Below are 16257 nucleotides of genomic sequence, written 5' to 3'. Positions count from 1 at the left end.
CTTTATCTCCAATTCAGTTCTGGTCGAGCAGCTTCTGCGTTTCGCGACGGAATACCTGGTTTGCGACCTCGTTCTGGCCCAGCACCATGCGGCCGGCACTTGCACTGGTCAGACCGACCTGGGAGTCGCGCAACAGTGGGAAATCCTCGGCATGCAGGACGGCCAGGAGAATTTCCCAGTTCTTGTTCCAGCGGCGCTCCCACTTTTCTTGCGAAAACTCCGTCTTTTCGACGGGCGGAACCATCACACGCATTTCCATCCGGCAACGCTGCGGATCTGTGGGGTGCGGCCGGAATGTCAGGAGCTGGAAGTGGTCGGGTTGACGAAGCAGCGTGCTGTTCGGGCCGACGAGATGGCTCTCGGTCACGTCGTTCGCTAGGCTCCGGCTTCCGGGATCCTCCTCGATCCAGCGATCGATGGACTTACGTGGGGTGACGAAGCGGCAGTGGCGACCGAAATCTTCGAATGCCATGACGTTGGTATGGATGTGCTTGGCGGCACTGTTCGGATGCGCGTACTGAATGTGGTAGCCGTCGAGGAAGGCGTCCTGCATGAGCTTCCAGTTGACCGGCTCGTCGAAACCTTCTGCGCGGAAGCAGGTCAGCGATTCGATGTCGTAGCCAGACATGATCGCATCCATGTCCGGACCCAGCCAGTCTGCGACGTCGATGGTGGCGTCGGCGTCGTCCACCACCCAGATGAAACCGTGGCGCTCCTCGGTGGGTAATGAGATCAAACCCATGTCCGACTGATCGGTCTCGCCGAACGTGTTCTCTCGGGTAATGGTGCGCAGGCTGCCGTCGGTGTCGTACGACCAGCGATGGTACGGGCACGAGAAGAGCCGGCAGCGACCCTTCTCTTCCTTCTCGACCATGGCGCCGCGGTGTCGGCACACGTTCACGAGAGTCTTGACGCTGCCGTCACGCTGACGAACGACGATGACGTTGTTGCGCGGCATCTGCAGGGTGAAGAAGTCGCCGGCCTTCGGGATCTCGGATCCGTGAGCGACGATCGACGGGACGCGGCCGAAGATGCGGTCGCGTTCGAGTTTGGCGATGTCGGTGTCCCGGAATTCCTCGGGACGGAACCACGTGAGGTGTCCGAAATCGTCCGTGGTGTCGTTGCGCAAGTGATCCAAGGTCCGGCGAATGCGTTCCTCGCGGGGTGCTCCGACTTCAGTCATGGCTCGTCCTTACGTTGGTGTGCGTCTTGATTGCCGTAAATCTAACTCATATAGGTTTAGGTGTAAACCCTCGGCCATCTCGATTTCGTTGCGAAGTTTACCGATAGTCATTAGATTTAGGGCACAAGATGGGCAGATAAGGAGCGATGGACGATGATTTCCTACCGATGGTGCGAACAGCTCGTCGACGACGATCGGGCCGAGGTTCTGGAGCTCGTGCGCACGGCCGCCGACTACGATCACGAGGCGGGTTTCACGGCAATACCGGCCGCTGACGTCGAGGCTGTTTCGCGGGCGGGTGTGGTGGTCTGGCATCTGCCGATCAAGGCTCGCCGGGACCTGAGTGCCCGTGACGATGCACCGATGCTTGTTGTTGCCTACCTGCATTTGTCGATCGACGACAGTGGTCAGGGATCGGTGGCGTACGTCGTCCATCCGGACTACCGCTCACGTGGTGTCACCACGATGCTTGTCGAAGAACTCGGAATCGACGTCACCCAACCTGGGGGGTGGGTGGGTACCGGGGCCACGGCATTGCGAGCGTGGGCATATGGCAGCCATCCCGCTTCCGAGCGCTTGACCGGACGGTTCGGTATCGAGGCCGTACGACGGTTGTGGACGCTCTCCCGAAATCTGACCGGCCCATTCGCGGTGGATCTCGCACCGGCATCGGTGCCGGCGGGGTATGCCGTCAACGAGGCGAGCGACATGGTCGCAGTCACTGAGATTGTTGGTGTGGCAGGGTTGCCGACGCGTCAAGCGGCCGAGGTTTCGGACGGGATCGCGTCGGGAACCGGGTCGGTGTTGATCGCGTCGGATCAGGGCGGTCAACCGGTTGGATTTGTGTGGTTCGACCCCGAGTTGCATGAACATCTCGAACTTCGCGCTGCCTGGGTGCGGGCGCTGGTGCTTACTCCGCAATCGCGGGGCAGCGGTCTGGGGACCGCGCTGCTCACTCGTGCGCTCGAGGAACTCGAGGCGGTTGGAGCCCAAACTTCGCTGATCCGAATAGATCCCGAAGACGAGGGTGCGGTGCGCATGCTCAGGCTGCTGTCGTACGAGCAGGAGGATGCGCATGCGTGCTTCCAAGTCGGCGTATGGAAGGAGGGTGTCGAATCGTGAAACAGCGAGACGAATGACGATTTATGTCATTTGTTGACGATTGCCTTCGGCGTCGGTAGTCTTCTGTGACACGCTTCACAGCATCTTGTGGAGAGAGTGAAATCCAACCGCGTGTAAACGAATTATTCGACAGTAGCCGTACGTATCGGTGATCAGACCCGTATGTTGTTCTGCCCCATGTAAATCAGGCATGTCTGGGCGCTCGCGGGTTGGCCGATCAGAGAGAGGACACATCATGGGCCGCGTAGAAGGCAAGGTCGCATTCATTACCGGTGCGGCGCGTGGGCAAGGCCGCTCACATGCAATTCGTCTGGCGGAGGAGGGCGCGTCGATCATTGCGATGGACATCTGCGATCAGATCCCGACGGTGTTCTATCCGATGGCGACCACGGACGACCTCGCTGAAACCGAGCGTCTGGTCAAGGAAGCCGGCGGATCGATCGTCACGTCCGTCGGCGACGTTCGCAAGATCGAGGACGTCCAGCGCGCGTACGACGCCGGCATCGAGCAGTTCGGCAAGGTCGACATCGTGCTTCCCAACGCCGGAATCATGCCGGTTATCGGGCCGGGCGAGCAGCGGCAAGCCTGGCACGACGCGCTCGACACGATGCTGACCGGCGTGTGGCACGTGCTCGAAGTAACTGTGCCCGACCTTATTTCGCGTGGTGAGGGCGGTTCTATCGTCATCACCAGTTCGGCAGCCGGGCTGACCAGTATCGGCCTCAACACCTTGCCGGGTCAGGCTGCCTACAGTGCGGCAAAGCACGGCGTTGTCGGGTTGATGCGGTTGTATGCGAAACAGCTTGCTCCGCACAGCATTCGCGTCAATACGGTGCATCCGACCGGCGTCAACACTCCGATGGTCGCAAACGCGGAGTACGGGGAGTTCATCAATACCCACCCGGATGTCGCCGCGGACGAATCGTTCAAGAACCCGATGCCTGTCGAACTCGTGGAGTCCGTCGACATCAGCAATGCCATCCTCTACCTCGCCTCCGACGAGGGTCGATACGTCACCGGTGTGACGTTCCCGGTAGACGCCGGCTACAACATCCGTTGAGTGAAGGAGCCTTTCAACCATGACCACGACAGAAACCTCGGCAGCGCCTACTCCGGTGATCGCCGATCGCGAGCAGGTATTCATCGGCGGACGATGGGTCGATTCGACCGGTGACGAGTGGATCGACCTGGTCGATTCCTTCTCCGAGCAGAAGGTCGCGCGAATCCGCAGCGCCACAACCGAAGACGTCGCCCGGGCAGTTGCAGCCGCACGCGAGTCCTTCGACAAGGGAGAGTGGGCATCGCGCACGATGGCGCAGCGTGCCGACGTGCTCGACATGATCGCGGACCGTCTGGCGCAGCGAGTCGACGAGCTCACCCCGATCGGCGTTGTCGAGGTCGGCGTTCCCATCTCGGTGAGCCGCCCCACGCAGGAAATGACGGGCGGGCTGTTTCGCGCGACCGCGGCGTTCGCTCGTGACTTCGAGACCCGTGAGGATCGAACTCGCGCCGACGGCGGCATCACTCGCATCCTCAAGGAGCCCACCGGCGTTGTCGCGGCGATCATCCCGTGGAACGGGCCGATCGGAACCATCGCATTCAAGGTTGCCCCGGCTCTTGCTGCGGGCTGTTCCGTCGTGCTCAAAACTGCTCCGGAGGCGCCGGTCTCGCCGTCGGTGTTTGCCGACATCATCGGTGAGCTTGTCGAGGAAGGGCACATTCCCGAGGGCGTCGTCAGCGTGTTGTGCGCTGACCGCGAGGTTTCGGAAACCCTTGTCACGAACCCCGACGTCGACCACATCACCTTTACCGGCAGTACCGCAGCGGGTCGACGCATCATGTCGCTGGCGGGCGAGCGCATCGCTCGCGTGTCTCTCGAACTGGGTGGCAAGTCCGCTGCCATCATCCTCGACGACGCGGACATCAACCACGTTCTGCAGAGCCTGCCTATGGGTGGGTGCCTGCAGTCCGGCCAGGCCTGCATCGCGCTCACCCGCGTCCTGGTTTCGCGTAAGCGCCACGACGAGGTGCTCGAGGCGCTGAAGGTCGCGTACGGCTCACTGCCGATGGGCGATCCGTGGGATCCCAGCAACTTCCTCGGCCCGCTTGCCATGGAGCGTCAGCGTGAACGCGTCGAAAGCTACATCGAGATCGCGAAGGAAGAGGGCGCAACCATCGCGCTCGGTGGTGGTCGCCCGGCCGGCTACGACCACGGTTTCTTTGTCGAGCAGACTCTCATCGACGGTGTGCGGCCAGACATGCGCATCGCTCAGGAAGAGGTCTTCGGACCGGTCATCTCGATCATCACATTCGAGGACGAAGACGACGCTGTCGCGATCGCGAACAACTCCGTTTACGGTCTGTCCGGAGCCGTCTACACCGAGGATCTTGATCACGGCTTCGAGGTTGCGCAGCGCATCCGGACCGGAACGATCAGCGTCAACACCTCGACGATGGACTTCACCTTGCCGTTCGGCGGGTACAAGCAGTCCGGACTCGGCCGCGAGGGTGGGATTGAAGGGCTGGAGGAGTTCTTCGAGACCAAGGCCGTACACATGCCGGCAACCGCGCAGTAGGAGTTGCGTCCCGGATTCCCGGGTGATCACACACAAACGCTCGGCCGGAATGTTCCGGCCGAGCGTTTGTGTATCCGTTCAGTTTTCGTTGCGCATGACGCCGTACAGGAAACTGCGGATCATTTCCTCGAACAGTTGTTTCTGCGTGAACTCGTTTGCCGCCATAGCTTTCGACAGCATGGGCTGCGACTCGGGATCGATGTTCGGGAAGATCGAGGAGCGCGTGCTGGGTTTGCTCATCGCCTCCGTGAGTACGGCACCGAGCGTAATTCGCTCCATGCCGTCGAGAATCTGAACATGCAACCGCGTCGGGACACCCGACGCTTCGAGGAAGTGGGCGGTCTCCTCGTATGGTCCGATCAGAAGGTCGCGCGGTAGGTACTGCAGCAGAATGGGGGCGGCATTGCGGTGCCGCAGTATCGATCGCCGCAAATTGAGACTCAGGGTGACGAAGTACTCCGGCCAGTCCGGCCCGGGCTTGCGACGCGGAATGGTGCCGGCGCCGGCAATATGACGTGCAACGGCTGACAAGATCGCGGACTTGTCCTCGAAATGGTGGTAAAGCGAGGGAGCGCGCACGCCGAGATGCTTGGCCAGACGCGGCAAGCTGAACGCGTCGAGGCCCTCGGTATCGATGATGTCGATGGAGGCCGCGACAGCAGAGGCGCGGGAGATGAGGGGCTTGGACGGTCTGGGCATGTGCGGCTTTCGGCTGGGCGGTCGGGTCTGATGCCGTTGCTCGGCACCTGGGAAGCCTAGCGGTTCGGTTGTTCCGGGATGACGGTCAGGAATTCGAGAAGGCCCTCGCTCAGGAGATCGTTGTCGTCGCCGCTCACCATGTGACCAGCCCCGCCGACATCGACCTGACGGGCTCCCGGAATGAGTTCGAGCAGGTCACGGGCCCCTTCGTGGCTTACCACGTCGGACTGTGCACCTCGAATCAACATGGTGGGGACGGTAATCGCCCGCGCTGCCGTGCGGGCGCGCGCCTCGCGAGCATCGGACTGCTCGGGCGAGTTCTCGCGGTCGGAGAGCATCCTCGGGTCCCAGTGCCAGTACCAACGCCCGTCTCGTCGGCGCAGGTTCTTTCGCAGCCCCTCGGCGTTGGGCGGGCGTCGGCGATGCGGGTTGTAGGTGACAACGGCTGCGACGGCGTCGTCGAGGCTGTCGAATCCACCAAGGCCGCTCTCCATGAAAGAGGTGATCTTGGCGATGCCCGATGCCTCTGCTCGCGGGGTGATGTCGACGAGCACGAGGCCGCGTCCGAGGTTCGGATCGGCGCCTTGGGCCAGCAGTGCCGCCATTCCGCCCATCGAGGCGCCTACGAGTACCGGTGGTTCACCAAGGTGCTGAACCATGGACGCGATGTCCCGAGCGTGTGCCCGTGGGCTGTAGTCGCCGTCTGCACTCCACTCGCTGTCGCCATGGCCGCGGGCATCGATGGCATAGGCTCGCCAACCGTTCGCGGCGAGCCGATGGCCCGTGCGCTGCCACGAATGCCGAGTTTGGCCACCGCCGTGCAGCAGCAGCACCGTGCCGGTCGATGTGCCGGAAGTGGGAGTCCAGCAATCGGCTGTCAGAGTGAGTCCGTCGCCCTGCATTCTGACCAGTGTCGTTTCTACCGTCATGATGTTCAACAGCTTTCGTGTCTCAGTGCCCGGAGGTTCCGCCGTCGACAGCGAGCGTCGATCCGGTGATGTAGCTTGCTGCGGGACTGGCGAGGAAGATTACCGCGGCATCGATTTCGCGTTGCGTCGCGGTGCGGCCGAGCGTGGATCCGGTCAGGAATTCTTCGAGAGTATCCGAAGGCATCTCGCCGATCATGTCCGTTTCGACAAATCCCGGCGCAATGGCGTTGACGCGAATACCTTTTCGCTTGGACCACTGATGTGACAGGTCGCGTGTCAGCCCGATCATCGCGGCTTTACTCGAGGCGTACGCGGCCTGGGGGAGAACGGATTTGACGAGGCCGAGGACGCTCGACACGTTGACGATACTCGAACCGGGCTCCATGACGCGGGCGCACGCCTGGGCCGCCCAGTACGCACCGAAGAGATTGACGTCGAAGACGGCGCGAAAATCCTCCGGACGCTCACGCGTGGCCGGTGCGGAATGCGTGACGCCGGCATTGTTTACCAGGATGTCGAGCTTGCCGAACTCACTGATCGTTTGTTCCGCCAGAGTGTCGCATTGCTGTGGATCGGTCACGTCGGTCGGCACGATCAGCGCGCGTCGGCCGAGTTCGGTCACAGTTCGTGCAACCGGTTCGAGAGCTTCCCTGCGGCGTCCGGCCAGAACGACGTCTGCGCCCGCTTCGGCCAGCGCGCGGGCGAAGCCAGTACCTAGACCACCGCCCGCGCCGGTGACTATTGCGACGGAGTCTGTCAGTCGGAACAGATCCAGGATGGGCGTCCGGGTGTGTTGGTTCATGCGTGTTTGCCTGCTTTCGGGTGGGGGCCTTGCCTAGATTAAATCTAATTGCATAAGATTTAAACGCAAGCGCATCCCGACAGTGGAACGAGTATCGATGAACACCACCAGCAGTCCCGGACAGCAATCGATGCGTGTGATCGCCAAGGATCCGCTTGCCGACGGTGTAGTGGCTCTACGTCTGGCCGACGCGGCTGGGGGAAGTGTCCCGATGTGGGAGCCCGGATCACACATCGACCTTGTTCTGGATACCTCGATGACACGGCAGTATTCGCTGTGCGGCGATCCCTCGGACACCTCGACCTTGACCGTGGCTGTGCTGCGTGAGGGAAGTGGGCGTGGTGGATCGATCCATGTGCACGACAAACTCGAGACCGGTGACGTCATCGAGATCGGTGGACCGCGAAACCATTTCGCGTTGGTGGAAGCCGAATCGTATGTGTTCGTCGCGGGCGGAATCGGTATAACACCGCTGCTGCCGATGCTCCGCGCTGCCCAGGCGCGCGGCGCGAACTGGCGGTTGCTCTACGGTGGACGAACCCGTGGTTCGATGGCCTTTGCCGACGAACTGGCAGAAGAGTTCGGCGAGAACGTGTCCTTGCGTCCGCAGGACGAGTACGGGATCCTCGATCTGGCCTCGGCATTGGACGCGGCAGCACCAGGCACTGCGGTCTACTGCTGTGGGCCCGAGCCATTGTTGCAGGCTATCGAAGCTGTATGCCGCGAACGCGAGCACTTGAATCTGCATATCGAGCGCTTTTCGCCGAAGCAGCTCGAGGAGGGCGCAGTCGACGACGCTTTCGACGTCGAGCTTGCCCGCAGCGGTCGCACAATCGGCGTCGGCGCGGATGAATCCATCATCGACGCGCTGCAACGAGGCGGTGTGACCGTCGACTTCTCGTGCCGAGAAGGTACGTGCGGCACGTGTGAAGTTGCGGTGCTGGGCGGAAAACCCGACCATCGTGATTCGATCCTGACCGAGGAAGAGCAGGAAGCCGGAGACGCGATGATGATCTGCGTTTCACGCAGTCGCACACCAAAACTCGTCATCGATCTCTAGGCCACCACTCGAAGGGGAAAGATGCTGATCGACGTAGTTCCCGGGACACCTGGTTGTCTATGGTGACAACTGTTTCCACCGCTCCCCGGGTAAGCCGGGCGCTGGTACCTTCGTTGTGTTTCATCGTGATGACGACGGCCGTTGTGCAGACATCGGTGGTTCCGCTTCTGCCTGCCATGGCTGAGCAACTCGATGTCGGTCCATCTGCGGTTGCCTGGGCTTTGACCGCGAATCTCCTTGCAGCCGCTGTGTGTACGCCGGTTCTGGGTCGATTGGCCGATCGGCGAGGTGCGCGCGGGGTGCTGTTGACCATCCTGATCCTGGTGCTCGCCGGATCGGTGCTGTGTCTTGCCTGGAAGAGCCTAGTCCCGTTGGTTATCGGTCGAACGTTGCAAGGACTGTCATTTGCACTGTTCCCGATCGGTGTTGCAGTCCTGCGGGGTGTGCTGAGCCCGGACCGGATGTCCGGCGCCATCGGGCTCATGTCGGGTCTCCTCGGTGTCGGAGGTGGAGTCGGCATGGTGGCAGCCGGCCTGTTGCACACGGGTGATGCTGATTATCGTCGTGTGTTCTGGCTGCTACTGGTGCTCGGTGCCATTGCGCTCGGGCTCGCATGGTTTGTCGTTCCGGCTAGTTCGCAGCCGCCGCTACCTGGCGGGCTCGACCCGCTGGGCACGGTTGCACTCGCGATCGGGCTGTCCGCGCTCTTGTTGGCGTTGGCAGAGGGAGGACGGTGGGGCTGGGGCTCAGCGCCGACGCTTGCTCTCGCGCTCGGCGGTGTACTTGTGTTGTGTGGCTGGTATTTACACGAACGGCGGGTCGTGTTGCCTCTGGTACCGCCAGGTCTGCTCACCGGGCGCGCTGTTGGCCCGACACACCTCGCGGCACTGCTCGTCGGCGCGGCAATGTACGTGCAATTCCTCGGAGCGGCGCAGTTCGTTCAAGTGGATCCCGCTGTCGCCGGGTACGGATTCGGCGCATCGGTGCTACAGGCAAGTGTTGTGTATCTGCTTCCGGGATCGATCGCCGGCGTCATCGCAGCCTCACTCAGTGGAAAACTGATCGGAAAGTTCGGCGGCGCTCGGGTTCTGATCGTTTCCTGCGTCATCGGCGTCGCAGGATTCACCCTGCTTGCTCTAGCGCACGATCATGCGTGGCAGCTGATCATCGCCTTGATCGTTGTCAACATTTTTGTCAGCGCCTCGTACGCGGCGCTGCCGGCTTTGCTGGTGGAGCGGGTTGCCGAGTCGGATACCGGGGTGGTGAACGCGATCAATGCAATCGCTCGCACCTTCGGCAGTTCGGTGGCGAGCGCGTTTGTTGCCGCCGTACTTGCGTCGATCACGTTGGCGGGTACGCAGATTGCCTCCGAACGGGCGTACGTCCTTGCATTCTGCGTCGGGGGTGTAGCGGCCGGAATGGCGTGTGTCGTGGCGATATGGGCGAGTCGTGTATCAAATGACAAAATTTGATTGACGTCTCATCAAGTGCGGAGTAACCTCAGTCACACGGCAGTGCAGCTGTCCCGCAACTCGAGCGGATCTGCGGTGACTGCAACCTCGAATTCATTGCAAATAAACCTGATTCGACCATTCGGTCCAGTCGTATCCGAGTCCTGCGAATGGGTGAATCCGTAGTACCCGGACTCTCACACACACAACTCGAACAAAGAGGAACTCACATGAAGCTTGACGGCAAAGTCGCACTCATCACCGGTGGCGGATCCGGCCTCGGTCGGCAGTCTGCGCAACTCTTCGCCTCCGAGGGCGCGTCGATCGCAGTTGTCGACATCGATCCCGAGCGTGCGGCCGGGACTGTAGATCTCGTGGAACAGCAGGGCGGCAAGGCGATTGCGATCACTGCGGACGTTTCTGTCGAGCAGGAAATTGTTGACGCCGTTGCAGCAACCGTGGATGCCTTCGGCAAGCTCGACATCGCATTTGCCAATGCGGGCGTGATCTCTCGCGGCGGCGTGCCGTCCGTTGCCGGCGGCGAGGTAGTCGAGTTTCAGGATCTCACCGACGGCGACTGGCAGGCAGTGCTGGGCGTAAACCTCAGTGGCGTGTTCTACACCGCAAAGGCGGCAGTTCCGGCCCTGCGCGCCAACGGTGGTGGCGTCATCCTCGCAACCTCATCGGCTGCGTCGCTGCAGGCCTACCACGGTATCGCGATGTACTCCGCCACGAAGGCCGGTGTCAACGGACTCGTGCGCGGCTTGAGCCTGGATTTGGGCCGGTACGGCATTCGCGTCAACGCCATTGCGCCCACTCACGGAATGTCGCCCAACTTCCTGATGCCCGCGGGCTCTCCCGTCGTCGGCCAGTCCTACGAAGAGACTGCAGGACCGTGGGATTCGGGTATCTCCCCGATTTCGCTCAAGCTCAACCGCCCCCCGTCACTGCGCGACAATGCGCATGCAGCGCTCTTCCTCGTCTCCGAAGACTCCGCTTACATCTCCGGCGTCACTCTGCCGACCACCGATGGTGGCACACTGTCGCGCGTCGGCATGTGGTTCCCCGAGGATCAAGGAACGCCGACGCTCACCGCTGATGCCTGATGTGCGTCTTGTAGCTGATCGGTTGGACTGCGCGCCGCCGCAATAGTGTGCCCCGAGCGTGTGTTGACCGTCGAACATCTTTGATTTCGTCAACTTTTCGAGGAGTGGCTCCATGACTACCACTGAACACATACCCGCGAACCTTGTAGTCGATTTCGATATCTACGACCAGTCGCTCGCACAACCCGTTGATACGGTCCAGGCGCGGGTTGCGGAGTTGGCGGGTAAGGGCCCGGTTGTCTACTCGCCAACGCATGGCGGACACTGGATTGTGACGCGTTACAAAGAGATTCACGAAGTGCTTCGCGACACCGAGACGTTCTCCAGTTACCCGAACAACCTGGTGACCGGGCCGGGAGGCATGGGTAAGTTCATTCCGATCGAACTCGATCCACCGGAACACACCGGCTATCGCGTTGCACTGCAACCGCTGTTCAGTCCCAATCGGATGAAGGCGCTGACCGATGAGATCCGTGATGTGATCAACGAGTTGCTCGACGGATTTGCCGGGAAGGGTGAAGCCGAGTTCATTTCGGAGTTCGCCCATGAGCTTCCCACTCGCGTGTTCCTGACTCTCATGGACTGGCCTGCCGACGACGCACCGATGTTCACCGAGATGACCGACACCGTCTTGATGGGAAAACCTGGTGCAAGCGAAGAGGAGTCGAGTCAGGCCACCGTTGCGGCCGGGCTCGAGATGATCGGGTACTTCCAGAAGATCGTCGACGAACGTCGTGCCAACCCCGGCGATGACATCACGTCGACGCTGATTCACACCGAGGTCGAACTCGAAGACGGAAAGCGACTGCTGACCGATGAAGAGCTCAATCGGATGTTCTTTCTTCTTCTCATCGCCGGTCTGCATACAGTGCAGGGATCGTTGGCGTGGAGCATCATTCACCTGTTCAACAATCCGGACCAGCGTGATGCCCTCGTCGACGACGAGACATTGATTCCGAGCGCGGTCGAAGAAATCCTCCGTATCGAAGCTGCGGTGATACCGGGGCGGGCCGCAACCCGGGATGTGGAACTCGGTGGTGTGCAGATCAAGAAGGGTGAGCAACTGATCCTGATGTTGTGCTCGGCAAATCGGGACGACACCGAATTCGAGGATCCAGAAGAGCTGAACCTGGAGCGACATCCCAATCGGCACTTGTCATTTGGATCTGGTGCGCATCGTTGTATAGGCTCGCACCTGGCTCGTATCGAGTTGTCGTTGGCACTCGAAGAACTACACCGGCGAATCCCGGACTACGAATTGATCGAATCCGATCCGCCGATCCTTCATGCCGGTCAGGTGCGTGGTTGTGCGCGTCTGCCGATTAGGTTCACTCCGGAAGCGTGATGCGTAGCCCATGCCGTGTCCCAAGCGCGGCATGGGCCCCCTCGCTGTGCGATGCTCCGATTCCTGATTCCGGCTGAATATTCCCAAATAAGTTGAACAAGACAGTAATCAGAGAGATTGAGGAATTACATGGCAGCGACGATTGGCTCTGCCCTGCAGTGGTGGGCGCGGACCAGAGGTGATCAGAATGTGATTGTCGTCGACGGCGAGGTGCTGACCTATCGACAGTTGCAGGACTGGTCGAGCCGTGTAGCTCGGCGACTCTCCGAATCCGGTATCTCGCCGGGTGACCGCGTGGGACTTCTCGGTCCGAATTCACTCGAGTGGCCGGTGCTGGCTCTCGGTGTGATCAAGGCGGGTGCGGTCCTGGTACCGCTCAATCCTCGGCTCAAGCCTGCCGAGTTGCGGAAGATCGTCGATGATTCCGGGTCGACTCTGGTGATCACGCCGGAGGAGTACGCCGGCGGCGTCGCGGAGGCTGTTGCACTCGGCAGTGGCTTCGACGTCCGGCGGTTCGACGAATTCATCTCTCTACGTGAGGGATCGGCGGACGACTTCCGAGTCGACATCGATCCGGACGACCCCACCGCGCTGATCTTCACGTCCGGGTCGACTGGCTTGTCGAAGGGCGTCATCTGCACCAATCGAACACTGCTGAGTATCGTTTTCGAGGCCAGTCTGACCGAAGAGGGTCTGCGTCCGGGGACAACAACTCTGCTTGTGCTTCCGTTGGTGTTCACTCCGGGTCTTGTGTGGGGTCTGTTGATGACAACCGTGCTCGGGGGCACACTCATCGTCGAGAAGGACTTCAACCCCGGCCGGGCAGCAAAGTTACTGGGCGAAAACGACGTTCAGGCAATATTCGGTGTTCCCCTGATCTTCGACGCCATCTCGCGGGCACCGGAGTTCGAGACAGCGGATCTGTCGTCGTTGCGCACTGCGATTGTCGGCGGCGCTGCCGTCGCGCCGGCGTTGCTCGAGCGTTGGGCTGCCAAGGGTGTTGCGCTCCGTCAGATCTACGGAATGACCGAAGCGGGAGGTGTTGCCACTGCGACACCCGTCGCCGAAGCTTTTGATCATCCGGACACCTGTGGAAACGGGTCCATCTTCACGTCTGTGAAGGTGGTACGTCCTGATGGAACCGAAGCCGAACCAGGTGAAGAGGGCGAGATCCTGCTGAGCGGTCCAGGTGTCACGCCGGGGTACTGGAATGATGCCGACTCGACCGCGGCTGCCTTGCGAGACGGATGGCTGCACAGCGGCGACCTCGGTACGCGGGATTCCGAGGGACGCGTCAAGTTTGTCGACCGCCTCAAAGATCTCATCATCACCGGCGGGATCAATATTTCTCCGGTCGAGATCGAGCGAGTAATCGGCGAGATGGACGGAATCGAGGAGGTTGCGGTTATTGCCGCAACGGATCCGCGATTCGGTGAAACCCCGGCAGCGATCGTCACAGTCACCGGATCGGTAGACGAGGCTGCGATCATCGAGCACTGTGATCGTTTGATGACCGACTACAAAGTGCCGCGCTACATCGTGATCCGAAACGAGCCCCTGCCGCGTTTACCAAGCGGCAAACTGTCGAAGACGGCCATCAGGTCCGAATACTCGGATGTTGCGGACCGATTCGAGAAGATGCGCTGACTGCGCGTTGGGATGATCAAGATTGGAAAATGCAGTGACTGGTATCGGTAGTGAGTCCGTAGTCGTTCTCGAGCGGGATCGCGAGATTGCGATCGTGCGACTCAATCGTCCTGATCGACTCAACGCGTTCACCCTCGAGATGCGGGATCGGATCCTCGAGATTTTCGACGAGTGCGACGCCGATGATTCGGTGCGGGCAATCGTGATCACCGGTACCGGTCGCGCATTCTGCGCCGGTGCGGATCTTGCTGCGGGCGGCGATACCTTTGTGCTGGAGAAGGACCCGAACGAGTCCGGAGCGCCGGCGGATTCGGGTGGGGAGGTAGCTCTGCGCATCTACCGGTCGACAAAACCGGTGATTGCGGCGATCAACGGACCGTCGGCGGGTGTCGGTGTCACCATGACCCTGCCCGCAGACATTCGGATCGCGTCGGACACTGCCAAGTTCGGGTTTGTCTTCACCCGGCGTGGTCTGGTTCCGGAGGCGTGCTCGACGTGGTTCCTGCCGCGAATAGTCGGCATCTCCACTGCACTGGAGTGGGCATTGGGCGGAGCGATGGTTCCGGTCGCGGACGCACTCGAACGGGGCTTGGTTCGTGAGGTGGTTCCTGCCGAACAGGTACTACCGCGAGCCATCGAGGTTGCGCGCCAACTCACGTCGGGAACCGCTCCGGTCTCGGTGGCGCTGACCAGGGCAATGATGTGGCGAATGCTGGGCGCGTCGGGTCCCGAAGTGGCACACGGCGCGGAGTCGATCGGCATCTATGTGCGGGGTACCTCGGACGACGTGAAGGAGGGGGTTGACGCTTTCCTCACCAAGCGAACGCCGGACTTCCCGGACGCTGTGTCGAGTGGGCTGCCGAACCTCTTCGAATAGGCAGTCGTCTGCGTCGTTCGATCTCGCCGGTTGAGTGCGTTTGTATCTGGGTATGTACTTCTGTGCATGCTCCGCTGTCGATGCTTCATCGAGAGATACGAGACACTAGATGGACTCTGCTGATGCTGAACCCCTCAGTAAGTCGGAACGCGCCGAACTCGAGAAGTTACGCGCCCAATTTGCGGCTACCAAGCCGACTGAGCGGCAACGGGCTGAGCATTCGGGGCTTCGGTGGATCGGCGTCTGGATCTTGCTCATTTTGATTCTTGTGCTGTCGTTCGCCGGTGTTCTCGCGCGTTATGCACGCAGCGAATTGCTCGATTCCGAACGCTACGTGCAGACGGTGGCGCCGCTGGGGTCGAATCCCGTCATCCAAGGTGAGATCACCAACCGGATCACGGATGAGATCGATTCACAGTTGGACATCGAGAAGGTGACAGCGGACGCGTTGGCAACGCTGACCGAGAATGCGGAGCGGGTGCCGCAGGTAGTGGTCGGTCTCGCGCCGGTCATTGCTGATCAGGCAAAATCGTTCATCCACCAGACAGTCGGCTCCGTGGTGTCCTCGGACGCATTCGAGAATCTGTGGGTCGAGGCGAATCGTGAAGCCCACCAATCCTTGACGGCGGTATTGACCGGCGACACGCGAGCTGCGGTCGATATCAGTGACAAGGGTGAGGTCAGCATCTCGTTGGCCCCGCTGATCGAGAAGGCGCGCAGCGCACTCGTCGATCGTGGGTTTGCTTTTGCCGACAAGATTCCCGATGTCGACAAGTCCTTCGTGATCTTCGAATCCCCGAAGTTGGTCAAGGCTCAGCGTCTTGTGTCTGCGCTGGACAAAGCGTCCTCGGTTCTTCCGTGGGTGATCATCATCCTCGCAGCCGGGGCAATCTGGTGCGCGCCCAAGGGATCGCGTCTGCGGACTTTGTCGCTGGTCGGAATCACCGTTGCCGTGGCGATGGCGCTCCTCGCGGTCGCACTCAGCATCGGGCGCGCGGTGTACCTGGACGACATTCCTGCAGACGTGTTGTCGCCCGCGTCAGCCGGGGTTATCGTCGACACCCTTCTCCTGCCGCTCAAGACCAGCCTGCGGGCCGTCTTCGTTCTCGGCGTTGTGATTGCGATCGTCGGCTATCTGACGGGTGGATCGTCGTCGGCGCTTGCCGTGCGCCGCGGATTCAGCAAGGCAGTCGACTCTGTCAGATCACCGAGTACGGATCGTGAACCACGTGCCATCGAGACGATATGCGCAAAATATATTGTGGCGCTTCGCGTTTTGGTCGTTGTCATCGCCGTGGCTGTACTTGTCTTCTGGCGCTACCCGTCGGGAGTTGTCGTAGCGGTGACGGTGCTTGTGACAGTGCTCGCGTTGGTTGCGCTAGAGGTGATTGCGCGGCCGGCTCGGGTGCATTAGGGCCTTCGGCCCCGTGCGCCTTTTTGGTAGTTCCGACTACCAAAAA

14 protein-coding genes are annotated in these 16257 nt (G+C 61.1%); 10 read left to right on the top strand and 4 right to left on the bottom strand.

Features of this window, described 5'->3' with window-relative positions:
* Positions 1-13: 13 nt before the first annotated feature.
* Positions 14-1183, bottom strand: coding sequence for an SRPBCC family protein (locus FEZ60_RS08155; RefSeq protein ID WP_138871844.1), 1170 nt, complete (start codon positions 1181-1183; stop codon positions 14-16).
* 153 nt (positions 1184-1336) lie between these two features.
* Here FEZ60_RS08155 and FEZ60_RS08150 point away from each other — a divergent pair, with 153 nt between their 5' ends.
* The 3 genes from FEZ60_RS08150 to FEZ60_RS08140 all read left to right on the top strand — a co-directional run bounded on the left by FEZ60_RS08150 (position 1337) and on the right by FEZ60_RS08140 (position 4881).
* Positions 1337-2305, top strand: a complete 969-nt coding sequence (locus tag FEZ60_RS08150) for a GNAT family N-acetyltransferase (RefSeq protein ID WP_172935866.1) — start codon at positions 1337-1339, stop codon at positions 2303-2305.
* Between the two features lie 235 nt (positions 2306-2540).
* A complete protein-coding gene (locus FEZ60_RS08145; RefSeq protein ID WP_138871846.1) occupies positions 2541-3365 on the top strand; it encodes a mycofactocin-coupled SDR family oxidoreductase in 825 nt (274 codons plus the stop codon).
* Between the two features lie 19 nt (positions 3366-3384).
* Entirely contained in the window at positions 3385-4881 is a 1497-nt protein-coding gene (locus tag FEZ60_RS08140; protein ID WP_172935865.1) for an aldehyde dehydrogenase, read from the top strand.
* Between the two features lie 78 nt (positions 4882-4959).
* Here the strand turns inward: FEZ60_RS08140 and FEZ60_RS08135 are convergent, their stop codons facing one another.
* The 3 genes from FEZ60_RS08135 to FEZ60_RS08125 are packed head-to-tail and all read right to left on the bottom strand — an operon-like array spanning position 4960 to position 7311.
* Positions 4960-5580: a TetR family transcriptional regulator gene (locus FEZ60_RS08135; RefSeq protein ID WP_172935864.1), complete on the bottom strand. Its 621-nt coding sequence runs from the start codon at positions 5578-5580 to the stop codon at positions 4960-4962.
* Positions 5581-5636: 56 nt separating this feature from the next.
* The gene (locus tag FEZ60_RS08130; RefSeq protein ID WP_172935863.1) at positions 5637-6509 is read right to left on the bottom strand and encodes an alpha/beta hydrolase; all 873 of its coding nucleotides are present in this window, start codon (positions 6507-6509) and stop codon (positions 5637-5639) included.
* A gap of 22 nt (positions 6510-6531) precedes the next feature.
* Positions 6532-7311 (bottom strand): SDR family oxidoreductase, encoded by a 780-nt coding sequence (locus FEZ60_RS08125; RefSeq protein WP_172935862.1) that lies wholly within the window; start codon positions 7309-7311, stop codon positions 6532-6534.
* 97 nt (positions 7312-7408) lie between these two features.
* Between FEZ60_RS08125 and FEZ60_RS08120 the strand changes: the two genes are divergently transcribed.
* The 7 genes from FEZ60_RS08120 (at position 7409) to FEZ60_RS08090 (ending at position 16211) form a co-directional block, all read left to right on the top strand.
* Complete coding sequence (locus FEZ60_RS08120; protein WP_172935861.1) at positions 7409-8371, top strand: PDR/VanB family oxidoreductase; 963 nt, start codon at positions 7409-7411, stop codon at positions 8369-8371.
* Between the two features lie 59 nt (positions 8372-8430).
* Positions 8431-9843 (top strand): MFS transporter, encoded by a 1413-nt coding sequence (locus tag FEZ60_RS08115; RefSeq protein ID WP_172935860.1) that lies wholly within the window; start codon positions 8431-8433, stop codon positions 9841-9843.
* Between the two features lie 209 nt (positions 9844-10052).
* Positions 10053-10928 (top strand): SDR family NAD(P)-dependent oxidoreductase, encoded by an 876-nt coding sequence (locus tag FEZ60_RS08110; RefSeq protein ID WP_172935859.1) that lies wholly within the window; start codon positions 10053-10055, stop codon positions 10926-10928.
* A gap of 112 nt (positions 10929-11040) precedes the next feature.
* The gene (locus tag FEZ60_RS08105) at positions 11041-12273 is read left to right on the top strand and encodes a cytochrome P450 (protein ID WP_172935858.1); all 1233 of its coding nucleotides are present in this window, start codon (positions 11041-11043) and stop codon (positions 12271-12273) included.
* Positions 12274-12402: 129 nt separating this feature from the next.
* Complete coding sequence (locus tag FEZ60_RS08100) at positions 12403-13920, top strand: AMP-binding protein (protein ID WP_172935857.1); 1518 nt, start codon at positions 12403-12405, stop codon at positions 13918-13920.
* Between the two features lie 34 nt (positions 13921-13954).
* Positions 13955-14797 carry an enoyl-CoA hydratase-related protein gene (locus FEZ60_RS08095; RefSeq protein ID WP_172935856.1) on the top strand — a complete coding sequence of 281 codons (843 nt, stop codon included), beginning with the start codon at positions 13955-13957 and terminating at the stop codon, positions 14795-14797.
* A gap of 109 nt (positions 14798-14906) precedes the next feature.
* Positions 14907-16211, top strand: coding sequence for a hypothetical protein (locus FEZ60_RS08090; protein ID WP_045068530.1), 1305 nt, complete (start codon positions 14907-14909; stop codon positions 16209-16211).
* Positions 16212-16257: the final 46 nt, after the last annotated feature.

The organism is Rhodococcus sp. MS16 (assembly GCF_013277795.1).
GTDB lineage: Bacteria > Actinomycetota > Actinomycetes > Mycobacteriales > Mycobacteriaceae > Rhodococcus_F > Rhodococcus_F globerula.
The sequence above is the reverse complement of the archived record's forward strand: the minus strand, read 5'-3'. Positions and strand labels throughout refer to the sequence as shown.